Consider the following 18221-nt stretch of genomic DNA (forward strand, 5'->3'; position numbering starts at 1 on the left):
TCAGCGCTCGGCGAACTGTTCCGTTACGGCGGTCAGCAATTCGCCGAGGTTCGTCGCGCCGCCCGGCGGGTCGGGCAGGCGCACGGGCCCTCGGTCGCGGCTGGGCAGCAGGACGGTCGCGTGTCCCGGCGCGGTGATCTGGCCGCGGTGGTTGGTCGCCGCGAGTTCGAGGTCGACGGCGGGGCGTTCACCGTCGGCGAGGTACTTGCGGACGACGGTACCGGTGACGGTGTGGACGTCGCCGACGTAATTGAACAGACGAAACTCGCAATCGAGCTTCCACAGCCAGGCGTCATCACCCATCCAGTCCGTGCACAAGTGGATCAACCACGTCTCGCGCATGCGCCCGTAGTCGAACGTGGTGGGATTGCCCGCGTTGCGCGCGGCGTCGGGCTCCCAGTGCACGCGTTGCTGGGCATCGGGGACGCCGTACTCGTTGGGCGTGTAGAAGCGGGGGATGCGCTGCCGGTTCCGCCACGCCAGTCTCAACGGACGCACACCGTACATGCCCATACCCATGCCGACGTGCCAGCAGACCATGTCGGTGACCGTCAGCGGGCCCTTTGTCAGCGACCCCAAATCGTCGCCTTCGTCGACGTCTTCCCACCACCGCGGCTCGGCGCCGCGCGGGCTTTCGCGCCCGTAGCGTTCGTCGAGCTCGGCGATCTCGTCAGCGGTCCACGTCTTGAGTTGGACGGCTTCGTATTTCTTCCGGCCCCGCGCCTTGCTGCGCTCGGTGCGAATCATGTTGCGGTACTGGCCGCCCAAGATCGTGCCCTCGTCGTCGCGGAACACCTGGGCGGACCATTCGTGGATGGCGCGGCCGGCAAACTCACTGCTCTTGTCGAGCGCGGCCACCAGGGCATTGCGCCTGAAGACGCGGTGGTTGGCGCGCAGCGGCGCCCACCATTCCCGAGCAGATGAGGCGTAGAAGGCATGCACCCCGCGCAGTGGATCGCCCTTGGTCAGTGCGCGGTCCTCGTCCGAGAGTGTCGTGACTTCGTCCTCCCCGATCAGCGTGTCGCCGCCGACGAGGGCCGGTGGGGCCACAGACTCTCCCCATACAGACTTCGCGGCGTATTCGGGATCGGCCCACAGCGGGTTGGCGTCACCGTAGCTTTCGGCGACGTGACGAAACGTGTCCTCGTTGGGGCGGTAGTAGTGCGGTGGCTGCGTGTGCGGGACGGCAATGCCGATGGTAGCCCGCAACCTGGCCAATCCCTCGTCGGTGATCCGCCCCGTCTGCCCCATCGGATTGCCTCCTCGTTGTGGCGGCCCGTGTCGTCGCCCGGACAAGGTGGAAATTAAGATACCCGAAAAACGGAAACGCCGTTAACGCAGGGGTGAACGAGATGTCAGAACAAGCATCCGGAATCGTGTGTGCGATCGGCGCCGACGGCGTCGCGCGGGTGACAATAGATCGCCAGGAAACGGGAAACTCGTTGTCTCCGTTGGCGCGTGACGAACTAACCGAAGCCTTCGTACGGGCCAATGACAACCCCGCCGTCCGCGCGGTGCTGTTGAGCGCCAGCGGCACCCGGCACTTCTGCGCCGGGGCCGGCCTCGCACCGCAACCGGCGGGCGCCGGGGCCGCCGTCGAGCCGGTGCAAAAGCGTCCGGGTGACATCGCGCGGATGCTTCAGCAGGGCTGGCAGCGGCTGGTCGCGTCCATTCTCGACTGTGACAAGCCGGTGGTCGCGGCGGTCAAGGGCACGGCCGCCGGGGCGGGCGCGAGCTTGGTTCTGGCTTCCGATCTCGTCGTGATGTCAACGGAGGCAAAGCTTGTCGAGGCGTTTGTGCATCGTGGAATCCTGCCGGATTCCGGCGCCATCCACCTCCTGACGAGGATCGTCGGCCTGCGCAAGGCGACCGAATTACTGATGCTCGGTGAGCCGGTCGACGCGGCCGCCTGCGAAAGGCTGGGACTGGTCAATCGGGTGACCGCGCCGGACGACACCGACGCGGTCGCCGAGGAACTCGCCGGACGGTTGGCCGCGGGCCCGACGGTGATGCTGACGCTGACCAAGCGGCTGCTGTCGGTGTCGTCGGAGTCGGATCGGCACCGCGCATTCGAGCAGGAGGCCTGGGCGCAGGAGGTGGTGTCGCGCACGGCGGACCTGCAAGAAGGCCTGGTGTCGTTCGCCGAACGCCGGAAGCCCAAGTTCCTCGGCCGCTGACCTTCCGCGTCAGCCCGCGATGGGTCCGCCCCGAATGGTGAACGCGGCGCTGTCGTCGATCTCGTCGATAGACGACGCCACCGACTCCGCGGTCAGCGCCGTGTCCTCGATTCCCTTGGTGACACCGATGAACACGCGTGACACTTTGCCCGCGCCCACCGAGTAGATGTGCGCGGTGCGGTCGCACGACCGATGACACAGATAGACCACGACGGGCGTGACGAGCTCGGGATGCATGGCCTTGCCGGCGTCACCCATGATGTTTTCCGTCATCCGGGTCCGCGCTATCGGGGCGATGGCGTTGACGGCGATGCCGTTGCGGGCGCCCTCGATCGCGAGAACGTGCATCATGCCGACCAGGCCCATCTTGGCGGCGCCGTAGTTGGCTTGACCGAAATTTCCGAAAAGGCCGGTGCCCGAGGTCGTCTGAACGATTCGGCCGTAATTCTGCGCCCGCATGATCGGCCACACCGCCCGCGTGACGTTGAATGCGCCGGAGAGGTGCACGGCAATGACGGTGTCGACCTGCTCGGCGGTCATGTTCTTGAACGCCGCGTCGCGCAGAATCCCCGCGTTGTTCACCAGCACATCGACCTGCCCGAAGGCCTCCAGCGCGGCGGCCACGATCGCCGCACCGCCCTCCTCGGTGGCCACCGAGTCACCGTTGGCGATCGCCGTACCCCCGGCCGCGGTGATCTCGTCGACCACGGCCTGGGCCGCCGATATCGACGCCCCGTCGCCGTCCACCGAACTGCCCAGGTCGTTGACCACGACCCGGGCGCCGCGGCGGGCGAGCTCGAGTGCATGGCAGCGACCCAGTCCGCCGCCGGCCCCCGTGACGATGGCTACCTGGTTGTCGAAAGTCATTGAATGCATGGGTGAGAGGTTACATTTACCTAACCGAGAACAACCATTTGCATCTGAGGCGTCGGAGGAGGCTCATGACTGGCCCGGCTGAGTTGCTACGACATGCGCGCCGCAGAGCCGAAGAATTGCGGCCCCGCTACCGAGCGGCCGGTTTCTGGACGGCGGAGCCGATCGACCTGGTGGGACCCACCGCGGCGCGGCACCCTGCCCGGGTTGCCGTCGCGGATCGCGGCGCCGAACTGACCTACGGCGAACTGGACAAGCGCATCGACTCGGCCGCCCGAGCGATGGTCGACGCCGGCCTTGCTCCGGGTGGCGCAATCGTCGCGGTAGTCGGTAACGACGTGGACTCGGTGGTGTCGGTCCACGCGGCGCTGCGGGTGGACGCGGTGGTTCTGCTCGTGCCGCGCAGTGCCGGGGCGACGCAGATCGCCGACATCCTCACCCGCACCGGTGCACGATTCGGCGTAGCGCCGAACTGGGCGACGATCGCCGACGCGGAGCTGTCCGGTCTCTGCGATTGGATCGAACTCGGTGACGATGGCCGAACGGGTACCACCCGGCCGCCGCGGCCGGTGCGGTCAGCCGATGAGCCGTGCTTTGTGCTTTACACCTCGGGCACAACCGCTCGGCCCAAGGGCGTGATTCATTCGCTGAGCACGCTGGCCAAGGCTTCGGCGAATTACATTGCGGCGGCGGGCCTGGGTTCCGACGACCGCATCTTCTTGATCAGCCCGCTCGCGTCGGTCACCGGGGTGTTGCAGGCGCTGTTCATCGGTCCGATGCTGGCGGCTCCAGTGATTCTGGAAGATCGCTGGGACCCGGCGGCGACCTGCGACCTCCTGGTCAGCTCGGGTGCGACGTGGTACGGGGGCCCGGACCGGTTGCTCGACCGGATGCTCGACCAGGCCGTGGCGCGCGGCGCCGTCGTCCCGTTACGCGCGGTGTATCTGGGCGGCACGATGCTGGACCGGCGGATCGTCGAACGCATCGAAGACGAGTTCGGCATCGTTGTGATGCGCGCCTATGGATCCTCGGAGACCCCGGTCAGCACGTCCGGTCTGCGGACCGAACCCCGAGACATCCGCCATGCCGACGACGGTGTGGCGCTCGGCGACGTCGACGTGCGCGTCGGATCCGAGTCCGAACCCACCGAGTGCTGCATCAAGGGTCCGCACACGTTTCTCGGTTACACCGACGCCGAGGACGACGAATACGCGTTCGAGGGGGAGTGGTTCCGAACCGGTGATGTGGCGGAGGTGGTCGGCGGCCGGGTTCGGATCGTCGGCCGGATCAAGGACATCGTGATTCGTAACGGGCTGAAGATCCCGGCCGCCGAAGTGGAGGAAGCGGTCTCGAGGATCGGTGGGATACGCGAATGCGCCGCTTATTCCGTTTCCGATCCCACCACCGGTGAGCGATTGGCTATGGCGGTCGTGCTCGAACCCGGCGTCGAGATCTCGCTCGCCGAGATCGCCCGGACCCTGGGCGCGGAGGGATTGCCGAAATACAAACTGCCCGAAGAACTTGTCTTCTGGGACGAGCCGCTGCCCGTCAACGCCAACGGCAAAGTCGACCGCTCCAAACTCGAAGCGCGGTCGGTCGGGCGGCAGCGGCTGCTCGCCGACCGTCTCGCCACTACCGGATGAGAGATCCCGCCGCCGAACCTAGTCGGCAGCGGGACGGAAGACCGGGACGACGAATCCGTCTTCGTCGTCGCGGAAGGCGATCACCAATTGCATGTCGGCGCGCAAATCTTCGACGCGGCAATTCTCCACGACCGTCATCAGCCGCGGTCCCTCCTCGAGGTCGACCATCGCCAGCACGTACGGCATGCGCACGTCGAAAGGTGCGGCGTTTTGGTGGATGACGCTCCACGTGTAGAGCCGCGCGCGACCGGTTGCCGGCGCCAACTCGACGTCCTCAGCCCAACAATGCGGACAGAACGGCCTGGCGTACAACGATTTGCGACCGCAGGACCGGCAGGCATTCACCAACAGCCGCCGGTCCTGCGTGGCTGACCACCACGCCTGACCATCGGCGTCGATCGTGGGGCGATCAGGAGCCGTCATCGCTACCTTCCGAGAATCATTGTGGCGCTGTGGGTGAAAAAGCCCCCCATCGCGTGGACGCATGCCAACCTGGCGTCGGCGACCTGACGCGCTCCGCATTCACCGCGCAACTGCCGCACCGCCTCCACCATGAGGAACATTCCTCGCATACCCGGGTGACACGACGCCAGGCCCCCGCCATCGGTGTTGGTCGGCAGCGAGCCGCCCGGGCGAAGCGCTCCGGACTCTATGAAGGGGCCGCCTTCTCCCTTGGCGCAGAAGCCGAGGTCCTCCACGGTCAGCAGGACGGTGGACGTGAAGGAGTCGTAGAGCTGACACACATCGATGTCGGCCGGGCTGACCCCCGCCCGCGCGAACGCGAGTGGCCCCGAGCGCGCCGCCGGCGACGTCGTGAAATCGGGCCACTGGCCCATGCTGACGTGCGACGCCGCGTCGGCCGTGCCAAGAATCCACACCGGATCCTTCGCGCAATCTCTGGCGACGCGCTCGCTGGCGAGCACGACGGCACCGCCACCGTCGGTGCGCAGGCACACATGCTTGGAGGTGAACGGGTCCGCCAGTAGCGGCGCGGCTGCGACGTCGGCAACGGTGATGCGGTCTCGCTCGAATGCGTTGTCGTTCATGGCTGCCCACTCGTGGGCCGCGACGGCGACTTCGGCCAGTTGGTCGACGGTGGTGCCGAATTGGATCATGTGGCGCCGGGCTGCCATGGCGTACTTGGCGATGAGGGTCGCGCCGTAGGGGGCCTCGTACTGCAGGGCACCGCCGGTTGCCATCGCGGCAGCCGACGCGCGCAGCTGTCGCTTGACGTCGGAGCGTGCGGTCGATCCGTAGGTCAACAGAGCGACCTCGATTTCGCCGGCCGCGATCGCGGCGGCGGCATGGCCGGCCATCACTTCCCAGGAGGATCCGCCGACATTGGTCGCATCGACCCAGGTAGGCCGCAGGCCGAGGTACTCGCTGACTTCCACGGGGGGAAGCAATGTTCCGTGCCCGCCGAAACCGTCGATGTCCTCCTTCGTGAGCCCCGCATCGGCGACCGCCCGCCGCGAGGACTGGGCCATCAGCGCCATGGCGGTCTTGTCGGGCACCCGGCCGCAGTCGGACAAGGCTGCGCCGACGATGGCGACGCGGTTCGATGACATAGCTCATGGTTATCACATCGACGTGGCGTCCGATAACGACCGTTGACAATATTGTGGAAACGTTATTCTCGGTCGGCTACCGTGAGCCTATGACGACGGCGCTGCGGGACGCCTTGCGGGCAGAGACGCTGGTGTTGTGCCTCGCGCTGCTCCACGCGCGCACGCCCGACGTTCCGGCGATCGCTGCGGCGTGTGGATACGACGCGGTATACGTCGATCTCGAACACACATCGACGTCCCTGGATACCGCGCAGATGCTGTGCGCGAGCGCGCTCGGCGCGGGGATCTCCGGCCTGGTGCGGGTGCCGTCTAACGATCCCAGTGTCATCGCCCGCGTCCTGGACGCCGGCGCGGTGGGAGTTATTGTGCCACATATAAATTCGAAACAAGAGGTCGAAGGAGTCGTGCAGGCCGCACGATTTCCACCGATCGGCAACCGGTCCATTTCGGGTCCCAACGCGGTCAGCGGATACGCACCGCGAACAGCGCCCCAATTGGTGGAGCTGCTCGAACGGCGCACGGTCGTGGCCGTGATGATCGAGACCCCGGAAGCCGTCGAGGCAGCCGACTCCATCGCGGCCGTCGACGGTGTCGACATGATTCTCATCGGACCGAGCGATCTGACCGCCGAAATGGGCATCCATGGACAGTATGAGAATGAGCATTTCCACAGTGCAGTAGAATCGGTCGCGGCGGCTTGTCGTAGTCACGGCGTGGCGCTCGGTATCGCCGGAATAAAGTCGGTTGACCTGCTGAATCGATTCGTGGGATTGGGATTGCGATTCATCTCGGCGGGGACCGATGTCGGGATGATGACCGAGGCGGCCTCAGCCCGTGCGCAAGCGCTTCGCGGACTGCAGAGCCACCGCGACGACTGACATCGACAACCGAAAGCGACGCCCACACACCAGGAGGACCGGATGCCGACAGCCATCTACACCGAACGCGTCACCGACCCAATGGCGTGGACCGGCGCGGACTTCACGAGCAAGGAAGACTTCGCCTTCGACCTGTCCGCCCGCAATGTGGCTGCGCTGGAATCGATCCTGGCCAAGACGGCGAACAAGGACCGCGATGACATCACGCCACAGGATGCTCGGCACCCCGACCTCGACGACGATCTGGCGCGACTCTACCACGATCTGATGTTCGGCAAGGGTCTGGCCTGCGTGCGCGGCTTCCCGGTCGAGCAGCATTCGATTGAGGACCTCGAGCGCATCTACTGGGCGTTCTGCACGCACCTCGGCTATCTGGTGTCGAACAACTCCTTTGGTCACCGCATGGTGCGCGTTCAGGAAGAGATCCTGCCGGGCGGCGTGCAGCCCGCTCGCGGCACGAAGTCTCGTGCCGAACTCGCGATGCACAACGACGCCGCCGACATCCTGTCGCTGCTGTGCGTCTACCCGGCGGCCCAAGGCGGCGAAAGCCAGTTCGCCAGCGGCCCGGCCGCGCACAATCGGATCCTGGCCGAACGCCCCGACCTGCTCGACGTGCTCTACGAGGGCTTTCCGCACCACCGACGCAGCGAACAACCCGATGACCAGCCCGATGTCACGCCCTACAACGTCCCGGTCTTCTCCCAGATCAACGGGCGAATCTGCATCAACTTCACCTACAGCAGCATCCTGCCGGCCATGAAGGCGCTCGGGCGTGAATTCACCCCGAAGCAAGAGGAGGCCATCGAACTGCTGCGCAACATACTCGTCGACCAACAGGTCGAATTCCGTTTGGAGTCCGGGGAAGCGGCCGTGGCGAACAACTTCGCGATGTGCCACTCCCGGTCGGACTTTGTCAGCAGCGACGACCCCAAGAAGGCCCGCTGCTTCCTGCGCGCCTGGATGGAGGTCCCGCGCGAAGATCGTCGGCTGCCGATCGGTCGCGAGTACTTCCACATGGAAAACAAGGATCTGCGGCTCGGGTACGACGTGGTGCCCGGGCGCGACGGCGCGATCGCGCGCAACGACTACCGCAACGTCGACACGGCGCTGGCCGACATGTTCAAGGCGGCACAGGCCAAACCCAAGGCACGGCCATGAAAGGCGCACGACAAAGATGACCGGCGCGCTACGACCGCGGTTGGTCGTCGAGCGGTGGACTGACCCCGCCGCGGCGGACGTCCTGGAACTGTCCGGCATCGACATCGTCAAACTCGATCTGACCGCACCCGCCGAATCAGGCTGGGCGGCATTGGAGTCCGCGCACGGCTACCAAGTCGCCACGCGAACCGATGTTGCCTCCGTGGCCGACGGCGCACAGTGGCTGGCCGGTGAGGCATTGATCGCGCGCTGCCCGTGCCTGCTGGCCGTCTGCTCGGCAGGAGCCGGATATGACGTCATCGATGTCGATGCCTGCACCCGCGCGGGGATAGCGGTGTGTAACAACTCTGGGCCGGGAGCGGAGGCGGTGGCCGAGCACGCCCTGGGATTCATGCTCGACCTCGCCAAGAAGATCACCGTCTCCGACCGCGCGCTACGGAGCGGTCCGCTTCGCGATCGGCTGGCCCTGCGGGGAACTCAGCTGTTCGGCAAGACGCTCGGTGTCGTCGGGCTCGGTGCCATCGGGGGCCGCCTCGTCGAGTTGTGTGCGCCGTTCGGCATGGAGGTGCTGGTCTTCGATCCATACCTCGACGAGACGACCGCGCGGTCTCGCGGTGTGCAGCAAGTGACGCTCGCCGAGCTCGTCGAACGTTCGGACTTCGTGCAGGTTACGTGCCCTCTGACGAGCGAGACGCGCGGACTCATCGGCAGAACGCAATTCGCCGCGATGAAGCCGACCGCCTTCTTCATCACCACGGCGCGCGGGCCTGTCCATGACGAGGCGGCGCTGCTCGACGCGCTCGTCAGCGGCGGAATCGCCGGCGCGGGCCTCGATGTGTTCCACGAGGAGCCGCCCCGGCAGGACAACCCGCTGCTGCAACTCGACAACGTCGTTGCGACGCCGCACACAGCGGGCATCACGGTGGAGGCCGCGCGGGACATCGCCGTCGCCACCGCGACTCAGTGGCAGACGATCTTCGAAGGCCGCATGCCGCCTCGCTTGTTAAACCCGCAAGTCTGGCCTCGCTATTGCGAACGATTCCACGACATCCTTGGTGTTCACCCGACCGCGCGCGTCCCCGCGGCGGCGGAGTGAAACGACTACCCCCCAACGAGTGTGAGAGAAGGACCGTGACTTGGCGACACACTACGACACGATCGAGGTCGAGGTCAGGGGCCATGCCGCCTGCGTGACCCTCAACCGTCCTGAGGTGCTCAACGCGATCAACGACGAGATGATCGCCGAACTGGCCGTGGCTTATGCGGAAATCGAACGCTCGCAAGATATCTGGACCGTGATCATCACGGGTGCCGGCCGTGCGTTGTGCGTCGGAGCCGACGTCAACAAGGCCGCCGACCACGACATGGAGAACGCGGCAGGCATCGACAACCAGGGCGAACCCATCCTCAGCTCGATGCGGCAGTGGGACGCCCCGCAGGAGGCGACACCGCCGTGGCTGCAGATGACCAAGCCGATCATCTGCGCGGTGAACGGCATCGCCTGTGGGGCGGGAATGGACCTGGTGACCACGGCGGACATCACCATCGCGTCCGAGCGCGCGACGTTGATGGACCCGCATGTCAGCATCGGCGTGACATCCGGGCGCGAAGGGGTCAGGCTCGCCCGTGTGCTCCCGCTGCCCGTGGCGATGCGGCTGATCCTGATGGGCAAACACGAAAAGCTCAACGCGCAGCGCGCTTATGACTTGGGCGTCTTCACCGAAGTGGTCCCGCACGATGAGCTCATGGCGCGCGCCTGGGAGATCGCCGACATCGTGAATTCGAATGCACCGCTGGCGGTGCGTGGTTCACGTATGGCCGTGCGCAAAGGTCTGACGATGCCCATATACGAGGCGGAACTGCTCGCCGAGAATTACCGGATGAAGGTGGCGCTGACGAAGGATGCCATCGAGGGGCCGCGCGCCTTCCTCGAGAAGCGCCAGCCGCAGTGGAAGGCGCTGTAGGGCTCGACCGGCTGCGTTACACCATCCCGAAGAAGTTCTTTGCGTTGGTGGATAGCACCTTTCGCTTGGTGTCCTCGTCCAGGCCCTCCGTCGCCTTGTTTGCGACCTCGAGACTCCGCGGCCAGTTCGTGTCGTTGTGCGGGTAATCGGTCTCGAACATGAGTTGGTCCGGCCCGACCAGATCCAGGATGCGGAACGCGACCGGATCGCCGAAGGTGGAGAACCACACTCGTCCGGGCACCTGGCTGCTCGGCGGTTCGGTCAAGAGGGGGTGTATGCCGCCCCACGCGCGCCGGTCCTCCCAGACCTCGTCGACACGCTGCAGGTAGTAGGGGATCCAGCCCGCTTGCGCCTCGGCGAACGCGAGCTTGAGGCCGGGGAACTGCATGAGCTTGCCGGAGAACAGCCAGTCGACCATGGCGATGGTGCAGTTGACGGCCATCAGTGCGCTCGTCACGACATGCGGGGAGTCCGGAGAGGACTTGGTCAGCGAAGAACTCGATCCGATGTGGAGCATGATCCCCACCTGGTTTCGCTCGCACGCGGCGAAGAACGGGTCCCAATAGCCGCTGTGAATGGACGGCAGGTCGAGGCGAGAGGGCAGCTCGGAGAAGCACACCGCGCGCATCCCCCGGGCGGCCACCCTTTCGACCTCTTTCGCGGCAAGCTCGACGTCCCAGAGCGGGATGATGCCGAGCGGGATCAGCCGACCGTTCGAGCTGCCACCCCACTCGTCGATCTGGAAGTCGTTGTAGGCCTCGACACAGAGCCTGGCGAGCTCCTTGTCCTTGCCGTACAGGAAGCGTTGGCCGCAAAAGCGTACGAGGGTGTTGGGAAAGCAGGCCGAGGCTTCGATGCCGGCAATGTCCATGTCCGCGAGCCGATCCGCGGGACGGTAGCAGCCGGGGCGCATCTCGTCATAGGTGATCGGGTCGGTGGTGAGTTCGTCGATTTCATAGCCGGCGGCCGCGCTGATGAGCGGGATCGGGATAACGGCGTCCTCGTAGTGCCAGATGTCCGCGTCGCGGCCCTCGTCGTCCTCGACGAAAGCCACATCGGACGTGACGGATGGATCCATGCGCCCGCGCGTGCGAACGATCCGCGGGCCGATGTCGCGATAGCGCTCGGGCAGCCGGCTGGTCCACAAATCGGCCGGCTCCACCAGATGGTCGTCCGGCGAGACGATGAGGATGTCTGCGCTCAACGCTGCACTCCTTCGAAAACGGCCCATGGCTTCAGTGAGTGGCACACGGATTCAGAAATGAGAATGACCGTTTCCACGGTACCGCATCAGGCGGCCCGGCGCGCCGGGGCACCTCTGGACTGCCGTCGGACCAAGGCTCCTCGGAGGCGTACCGGCTCTGGGAGAACCGCCCCAGTGCGGGCCGCCGTCGAACCTTCGGGGCCGATGCCGGCAGTAATCACTTACCTGCAGTGAGAATCAACATGCACGTGTAGGTAGATCGCACATTTTCCGCGTCGGGCGGGTAGTCTTTCCGCATTATGCCTACGAAGAAGCCCGCCGGTCCCGAAACCGAAACCGGCTTGGAATTGGTCGACAACAACGTCGAGCTGCACGGCTCGTGGCAGCAACGCACGATCGAGCGGCGTCTGAGTTCTGCCAGAGCGCGTGCACTCGCGCGCAGTTCGCGGTTCCTGGCCACCGCGCTGGAATTGGTAGAGGAGTCGGGCAAGGCCGATTTCACGATCCAGACCCTCATCGACAGGTCGAATCTCAGCCTGCGAGCGTTCTACCAACACTTCGCGGGTAAAGAAGAACTGATGTTGGCGCTCTATGAGAACGTCACGAGTCAGTTCACCGAGGACATTCGCCACGATGTCGCGGCCGCCGACGGTCCGATGGAGCAACTCGAGGCTTTCTGCCGGGGCGTTCTGTCCCGCGCGGAGTCGTCGGAAGCCGTCGGGGGCCGGGTCATGACGATCTACAACCTGAGCCTGGAGATCGAGCGGCCGGACGACTTCGCAAAGGTCTGGGAGCCGCACCTGAAGCTGCTGACGAAGATCCTCACGTCGTGTGCTCGGGCCGGATTGGTACGCACGGATCTGACCCCCGCGCAGCTGACCACGTTGCTGAACACCACGCTGACGGCGCTCGCTCAAATCGGCGTTTTTCATCTGGGCGGCAAGGGTTCCAAGCTGACGGAGGACCAGTTGTGGGCGTGGTGCAAACAGGCCGTCACGCCGCCCGCGTCGGACGTCAAAGCCAAGCCGGCGCGCAAGGCGCCGCGTGCCGCAGCCGGCGGACGGGCCGGACGGCCGAAGAAACTAACGGGGTAGGCCGAGCCCGCGCTGGGCGATGATGCTGCGCTGGATCTCGCTGGTGCCCGCATAGATCGTCGTGCCCAACGAGAATCGCAGCGAGTGGTCAAACCGCCCGCGTTCGGGAGCGGTCGGCTCGAGGTAGCTGCGTAGACCGTCCGGGCCGACGAGTTCGAACACGTCCTGGCTGGCACGCTCGAGCGCCTCGGTGCTGAACACCTTGGACATTGACCCCTCGGCCACCGGTATGTCGCCCTGCTCGACCATCCACACGCACCGGCGCTGCAGCAGCATCGACACCTCGGCCTGCATCGCGACGCGGGCGAGCCGGCGCCGGACGTCGGTATTGGCGATCGGCAGTGAGCCGTCGCCGGACGCGCTGGTGGTTGCCCAATGCTCGGCATGGTGCAGCAGCCGGATCAGGTGGGGCCCCCATCCGGACGCGTGCTCGTCTTGCAGCGACAGGCTGAGCACCTGCCAGCCGCCATCGACTTCGCCGATGCGCCACTCGTCGCCGATCCGGACGTCGCTGTAGAAGGTGATGTTGGTGCGTTCCCCGGAAAGCGTCCATACGGCTTGTGCCGCAAAGCCATCAGAGTCGCCCGGCACCAGGAACATCGTCAGGCCTTTGTGTTTCGGCTTGTCCGGGTTCGTGCGCGCAAGCAGGAACACGAAGTCGGCGAGGTGACCGTTGGTGGTGAACATCTTGGAGCCGTTGATCACCCACCCGTCGCCGTCGCGCACGGCGCGGGTGGCGGCCGCCGCGACGTCCGACCCGCATTCGGGTTCGGTGAAGCCGAGCGCAATGGTGATGTCGCCGTTGATGGCTCCGGTGAGGATGCGGTCCTTCAAGAAGGGGGTGCCGATCTCACGGATGATCGCCGCAACCATCCTGGTTGTCTCGGAGAGGTACACCGGCGCGTCATACCGCATCAGTTCCTCTTTGACGACCTGATCGTCCCATGCGTTGCGGCTCTGTCCGCCGAACTCGACGGGCCAGGCCGGAGCGAAATAGCCCTTGTCGACGAGACTTTTGGCGAACTCGTCGTCGTGTGCGACCCCGCTGCGGTAGATGCGTTCCTCGAATTCGGGGGTCAACACGTCGTGCAAGTGGGCACGGAGTCCGTCGCGGTAGGTCTCGGTCTCCGTATCGAGCTGAAAGTGCATGTATGCACGCCAATCTGTCGTGGCACGCGGCCCAGGACGGTACGCATGGCAATGTTAATCTCAATTTTGAGAGTAACCATATCCGCACGTGACGGGGCGATAACGTGGACCTGAGCCTGACGGGCGAACAGAGACAGTTGGTGGATTCGTTCGCCGCGCTGTTTGCGCGCGAGTCGACATCCGAACGAGTCCGGGCGGCCGAGCCGTTGGGCTTCGACCTCAAGCTGTGGAAGGCCCTGCTGGAGACGGGGGCGGTGGAGATGGCGGTCGACGAGGCGGCCGGCGGATGGGGCGCGCCCGAACTGGAACTCGCGTTGATTGCCGAACAGTTCGGACGCGCGGTCGCGTCCGCTCCCGTCATCGAAGCGCAGGTTGCCGCGCGGCTGCTGGCGGCGTCCGGCGAGGCCGGTACCGGGCTTTTGAATGAGGTCCTCGCCGGTGAGCAGCTGGTCACGTTCGCGCCCCGCACCGGTCGCGGTGGTCGGTTGGGGTTGGTGCCCGGCGGGGCGGTGGCAGACCACGTCATCGCCCTGACCCAGGGGCGGCTGCTGGTGGTGCCGATCGGCGAGAACCGCACCATAGTGGAAAACCTTGGGTCAATGCCGCTGGCGGACATCATGATTGACGATGGTCCCGTCGTCCTTGCGGACGGGCCGCAGGCGCGCGGCCTATTCGATGGCGCCCTTGACCTGTGGCTCGCGCTGACCGCCGCGGCTTTGGCGGGCGCGGCCAAGAGGGCCGTGGAGATCGGCGTCGACTACGCCCAGCAACGTCATGCGTTCGGAACCGCGATCGGCTCGTTCCAGGCGGTGTCTCACCCGCTGGCCGACAGCGCCACCGCCGCCGATGGGGCGCGGCTGCTCGGGCTCAAGGCCGCGTGCGCATTCGCCGACGAGCCGGATTGCGTTCGCGAACTGGCTGCGATGGCGTTCGCATTCGCCTATGAGACGGCGCGCGACGCCACTCGGCGCAGCCTGCACATTCAGGGCGGATACGGGTTCGGCATGGAGGGCGACATCCAGCTTTACTATCGCCGGGTTCGGGGATGGGCAATGGTTTTCGGCGAACCCGCGGTCGCATTGGACCGGGTGGCCGATGCGCGCTATGGCGCCGCCGCGGAGTGAACAGAATCGCGACGCGCAAGGATCGCGAAGCTCAGCGTCGCACGCGCCGCGAGTCGGTCGCGGCCAACGTCGAAGACGTCGACGGCAACAACGATCATCCGTTTTCCCGCGCGCACCAACGTGGCGACCGCACGCGCGGGGCCATCGACGATCGGTGCCAGGAAATGGATGGACATGTCCGCGGTTCCCGCGCCGTCGCCGTCGCCGGCATATTTGACCGCAAGGCGCCCTGCGGCGACATCGATGAGAGTGGCTACCAGCCCACCCTGCAGCGCGCCGCGAATGTTCCTCAGGTCTCCTCGGTTGTGCAGGTCAACGACGACCGAGTCATCGGTGTCGACGACGTCGTAGAACGGCAGCTGGGCGAAAAGATGTCCCGGAACGGTGACGTCCATAGGGCGTGGCGCCGCGGGCGAGTTATTGGTCACCGGCACAACGTTAGACGCTGGACCGGACCTGATCTTTCACGGCCAAGACAACCGGGGGAGCGCTCCGCCAGTTCGGCACCCCTTGCGCCTCGCCGGCGGTGGGGAGCTTGTCCTCCCGGATCTGGGCCCAGTGCGAGTGATTCAATTGGTGCAACGCGAAACACGACTGCAGCGCGTTGTAAAAACCCATGTTGTCGACTGATTGGTTTACCGACTCTTTGATGAGCAGGGCCGCCATCGTGGGCACCTCCGCGATGCGTCGCGCCAACTCGAGAGTGCGTTCGGCCAGTTCGTCGCGCCGGAAGATCTTGCTCACCATGCCGAGCCGGTAGGCCTCTTCGATCCCGATCGCGTCACCGGTGAGCATGAGCTCCTTCGTGCGCCGCGGTCCGAATTCCCAGGGATGGCCGAAGTATTCCATGCCGCACATGCCCAGCCGCGTGCCTACCACATCGGCGAAGCGCACCTCTTCGCTGCCCACGATGAGGTCACAGGCCCAGATCAGCATGAGTCCCGCCGAGAACACGTCGCCGTGCACCTGGGCGATGGTGATCTTTCGTAGGTTGCGCCAGCGCAGGTTGTTTTGAAAGAAATAGTGCCATTCCTGCAGCATGGTCCGCTCTGCTCCATCGCGCGTACCGCCGTTGATGGTCACGGTGGGGTGCTGGCCGGGCCCGGGGCCGAACTCGGCACGCGCCTGCTTGGAGCCGATATCGTGGCCCGACGAAAACATCGGGCCCTCGCCGGCCAAGACGACGACGCGGACGTTGTCATCGGATTCGGCGCGGGCAAACGCCTCGTCGAGTTCGACCAGCATGCCGCGGTTTTGGGCGTTGCGCTGGTCGGGGCGGTTCAGCGAGATCCGAACGATCATGCCGTCGTCGAAGGTCTCCCACTTCAAGAATTCGTAATCGCTCACCGTTCGCCCCTTCGTCCCGCATCCGGTAATGGTGTTATCTCTATATGAGAAGATATGTTCTCACAGGTCGGCGGGCGACGACCGGAAGGGGTGCCGATGGCGGACGGTCGAGGTAAGCCACGAGTGATCCTGTGGGGTCCTGGTCAGGTCGGCATCGGCGCGTTGCGTGCCGTCATCGCCCATCCCGGCCTGGAGCTGGCCGGCGTCGTGGTGCACGCGGAAGCCAAGGACGGCAAGGACGCCGGCGACCTGTGCGGGATGCCCGCGACCGGCGTCATCGCCACGCGGGACATCGGTGCCGCACTATCGGTGGACGCCGACGTGGTGGCCTACTTCGCGTCGGGTGACTATCGCTACCACGACGCGGCGGTGGACATCGCCCGCTGCCTGCGCGCTGGCAAGCACGTGGTGTGTACCTCGTTGGTGCCCATGTGTTATCCGCCCGCTGCCGACCAGGAAACCGTCGAACTGCTCGAGGCGGCCTGCGCGGAGGGCGGGACCAGCTTTTTCAACAGCGGTGTCGATCCGGGCTGGGCCAACGATGTGATCGCGCTGACGATGACGGGCTTCAGCAGCCGTGTCGACGGCATCACCATGCTCGAGATGCTCGATTACGGCCCGATCCGTCAACCCGACATCATGTTCGACTTCATGGGGTTCGGGCATACCCCCGATCATCCGGCGCCGCTCTTCGACCCCGACCGCCTCGCCGCGTTGTGGGGACCCACCGTGCATCTGGTCGCGGATGGTGTTGGCCTGCCACTCGATCGCGTCGAGACGACGATCGAGAAATGGTTGGCGACAGAGCGTTACGAAGTGGCGTCGGGGTGGATCGAACCGGGAACCATGGGAGGAATGCGATTCAAGCTCGCCGGAATGGCCGGTGGAGAGGAACGCGTTGTGCTGGAACACATCACCCGAATGGGCGACGGTGCCGCGCCGGATTGGCCGCGGCATCCATCACCGCTCGGTGGCTACCGGGTCATCGTGGACGGCCTGCCCACCTACACCGTCGACATCGAGATGCACGGCCGCGGGGACAACATGCGCGGCCTGACCTACGCGACGGTTATGCGCGAACTCAATGCCATCCCCGCGGTGATGGCCGCACCAGTTGGTTTGCTGTCCACCCTCGATCTGCCGTTGGTCACCGGTCCCGTGCGCGGTGGAACCTGGCGGGGCGTGCTGCCCGCAAAGGCGAAGCTGTGAGCGAACAACCGGTCCCGCCCGCATCGGTGGATCTATGGGAGGTCATGCGGACCGCGTCGGCGGTACGGCGCTATCGCGACGAACCCGTCTCCGACGAGGCCATCGACGCTTGTCTGCGTGCGGCGAGTTGGGCTCCGTCCGGCGGCAACCAGCAGCCGTGGAAGTTTGTGGTGCTGAGATCGAGCCCTCTGCGCGACGTGGTCACGGCGGCGGCTCACAAGACATGGGACGTCATGACCGAGTTCTATCGGCTTTCAATGCCCGAGGACGAGGCTGACGACCCCAAGTCGCGCGTGCTGCGCGCGATGGCTGAGCACATGAGCGTCGGAGGCGCGGCGCCCGTGCTGGTGCTGTTCTGTGTCCAGCCGCAGCGGGGAACCACCGAACTACAGCAGGGAGGGTCGATCTTTCCCGCCGTCCAGAACTTCCTGCTGGCGGCGCGGGCGCAAGGCCTGGGCGCGGCGATCACCCTGTGGCACGGGCCCTGCGAGGATCAGCTGCGGTCCATGGTCGCAATCCCTGACGACTGGCTCATCGCGACTCTGCTCACGGTGGGCTGGCCCAAGGGCGGGCACCACGCGGTGCGGCGCAAACCGCTTGATGAGGTGGCGTCGATCGATCGTTGGGATCAATCCTGGAGCAAGAGGATGGCGTGAGGCACCCAGCGGTAGAAAATCGCGCTGCTTCAACAGCATTCCTGTCGCCAATGTGCGGGCGGCCGCGTGGTCTGACGCGCCTCACCCGGTCGACGGGACGCGAGATGAGCCGCCCCACCTACTGCCCAGCGGGGGGTGAGTGAGCACGGCTGGCGTTACATTTGCCTGTGCTAGTGT

The 18221-nt window shown here is 65.7% G+C and carries 18 protein-coding genes; 10 read left to right on the forward strand and 8 right to left on the reverse strand.

The genetic code is table 11. The features are described 5' to 3' along the window. Positions 1-1251 (reverse strand): hotdog family protein, encoded by a 1251-nt coding sequence (locus OCQ_RS08855; protein WP_014379756.1) that lies wholly within the window; start codon positions 1249-1251, stop codon positions 1-3. 92 nt (positions 1252-1343) lie between these two features. On the opposite strand from OCQ_RS08855, the gene OCQ_RS08860 reads away from it, so the two are divergent. Then, the gene (locus tag OCQ_RS08860; RefSeq protein WP_014384328.1) at positions 1344-2177 is read left to right on the forward strand and encodes an enoyl-CoA hydratase/isomerase family protein; all 834 of its coding nucleotides are present in this window, start codon (positions 1344-1346) and stop codon (positions 2175-2177) included. 9 nt (positions 2178-2186) lie between these two features. Here the strand turns inward: OCQ_RS08860 and OCQ_RS08865 are convergent, their stop codons facing one another. Continuing rightward, a complete protein-coding gene (locus tag OCQ_RS08865; RefSeq protein ID WP_014384329.1) occupies positions 2187-3053 on the reverse strand; it encodes an SDR family NAD(P)-dependent oxidoreductase in 867 nt (288 codons plus the stop codon). Between the two features lie 116 nt (positions 3054-3169). Between OCQ_RS08865 and OCQ_RS08870 the strand changes: the two genes are divergently transcribed. Beyond that, positions 3170-4693: a class I adenylate-forming enzyme family protein gene (locus OCQ_RS08870; RefSeq protein ID WP_014941657.1), complete on the forward strand. Its 1524-nt coding sequence runs from the start codon at positions 3170-3172 to the stop codon at positions 4691-4693. Positions 4694-4711: 18 nt separating this feature from the next. Here the strand turns inward: OCQ_RS08870 and OCQ_RS08875 are convergent, their stop codons facing one another. Both OCQ_RS08875 and OCQ_RS08880 read right to left on the reverse strand, forming a co-directional pair. Beyond that, positions 4712-5116, reverse strand: a complete 405-nt coding sequence (locus OCQ_RS08875) for a Zn-ribbon domain-containing OB-fold protein (RefSeq protein WP_023879882.1) — start codon at positions 5114-5116, stop codon at positions 4712-4714. A 2-nt stretch (positions 5117-5118) separates the two neighbouring features. After that, entirely contained in the window at positions 5119-6261 is a 1143-nt protein-coding gene (locus tag OCQ_RS08880) for an acetyl-CoA acetyltransferase (RefSeq protein WP_009956472.1), read from the reverse strand. An 89-nt stretch (positions 6262-6350) separates the two neighbouring features. On the opposite strand from OCQ_RS08880, the gene OCQ_RS08885 reads away from it, so the two are divergent. From OCQ_RS08885 to OCQ_RS08900, 4 genes are read left to right on the forward strand one after another with little or no spacing between them, the layout of a single operon-like run. Then, positions 6351-7139 (forward strand): HpcH/HpaI aldolase family protein, encoded by a 789-nt coding sequence (locus tag OCQ_RS08885; protein WP_179960064.1) that lies wholly within the window; start codon positions 6351-6353, stop codon positions 7137-7139. A 42-nt stretch (positions 7140-7181) separates the two neighbouring features. Beyond that, positions 7182-8297: a TauD/TfdA family dioxygenase gene (locus OCQ_RS08890; protein WP_014384332.1), complete on the forward strand. Its 1116-nt coding sequence runs from the start codon at positions 7182-7184 to the stop codon at positions 8295-8297. Between the two features lie 16 nt (positions 8298-8313). Beyond that, positions 8314-9393 (forward strand): hydroxyacid dehydrogenase, encoded by a 1080-nt coding sequence (locus OCQ_RS08895; protein WP_009976171.1) that lies wholly within the window; start codon positions 8314-8316, stop codon positions 9391-9393. A gap of 40 nt (positions 9394-9433) precedes the next feature. Next, positions 9434-10261, forward strand: a complete 828-nt coding sequence (locus OCQ_RS08900) for an enoyl-CoA hydratase/isomerase family protein (protein WP_009956468.1) — start codon at positions 9434-9436, stop codon at positions 10259-10261. A gap of 16 nt (positions 10262-10277) precedes the next feature. On the opposite strand, the gene OCQ_RS08905 is transcribed toward OCQ_RS08900, so the two are convergent. Continuing rightward, a complete protein-coding gene (locus OCQ_RS08905) occupies positions 10278-11465 on the reverse strand; it encodes an amidohydrolase family protein (protein WP_008255450.1) in 1188 nt (395 codons plus the stop codon). A gap of 299 nt (positions 11466-11764) precedes the next feature. Between OCQ_RS08905 and OCQ_RS08910 the strand changes: the two genes are divergently transcribed. After that, positions 11765-12559 carry a TetR/AcrR family transcriptional regulator gene (locus tag OCQ_RS08910; RefSeq protein WP_009976174.1) on the forward strand — a complete coding sequence of 265 codons (795 nt, stop codon included), beginning with the start codon at positions 11765-11767 and terminating at the stop codon, positions 12557-12559. Here OCQ_RS08910 and OCQ_RS08915 read toward each other — a convergent pair. Beyond that, positions 12548-13708, reverse strand: coding sequence for an acyl-CoA dehydrogenase family protein (locus OCQ_RS08915; protein ID WP_014384334.1), 1161 nt, complete (start codon positions 13706-13708; stop codon positions 12548-12550). The genes OCQ_RS08910 and OCQ_RS08915 overlap by 12 nt on opposite strands. A 104-nt stretch (positions 13709-13812) precedes the next feature. On the opposite strand from OCQ_RS08915, the gene OCQ_RS08920 reads away from it, so the two are divergent. Further along, positions 13813-14832 carry an acyl-CoA dehydrogenase gene (locus OCQ_RS08920; RefSeq protein WP_009956462.1) on the forward strand — a complete coding sequence of 340 codons (1020 nt, stop codon included), beginning with the start codon at positions 13813-13815 and terminating at the stop codon, positions 14830-14832. Here OCQ_RS08920 and OCQ_RS08925 read toward each other — a convergent pair. Both OCQ_RS08925 and OCQ_RS08930 read right to left on the reverse strand, forming a co-directional pair. Continuing rightward, on the reverse strand, positions 14811-15227 hold the full coding sequence (locus tag OCQ_RS08925) for a PaaI family thioesterase (RefSeq protein ID WP_009956461.1): 417 nt from the start codon (positions 15225-15227) through the stop codon (positions 14811-14813). The two genes, OCQ_RS08920 and OCQ_RS08925, sit on opposite strands and share 22 nt — an antisense overlap. Before the next feature lie 43 nt (positions 15228-15270). After that, positions 15271-16179, reverse strand: coding sequence for an enoyl-CoA hydratase (locus OCQ_RS08930; RefSeq protein ID WP_009956460.1), 909 nt, complete (start codon positions 16177-16179; stop codon positions 15271-15273). 123 nt (positions 16180-16302) lie between these two features. Between OCQ_RS08930 and OCQ_RS08935 the strand changes: the two genes are divergently transcribed. After that, positions 16303-17388, forward strand: a complete 1086-nt coding sequence (locus OCQ_RS08935) for an NAD(P)H-dependent amine dehydrogenase family protein (protein WP_014384335.1) — start codon at positions 16303-16305, stop codon at positions 17386-17388. A gap of 44 nt (positions 17389-17432) precedes the next feature. Then, entirely contained in the window at positions 17433-18044 is a 612-nt protein-coding gene (locus OCQ_RS08940) for a nitroreductase family protein (protein ID WP_014384336.1), read from the forward strand. Positions 18045-18221 lie beyond the last annotated feature (177 nt).

The organism is Mycobacterium paraintracellulare (assembly GCF_000276825.1).
GTDB classification, from domain to species: Bacteria; Actinomycetota; Actinomycetes; order Mycobacteriales; family Mycobacteriaceae; genus Mycobacterium; species Mycobacterium intracellulare.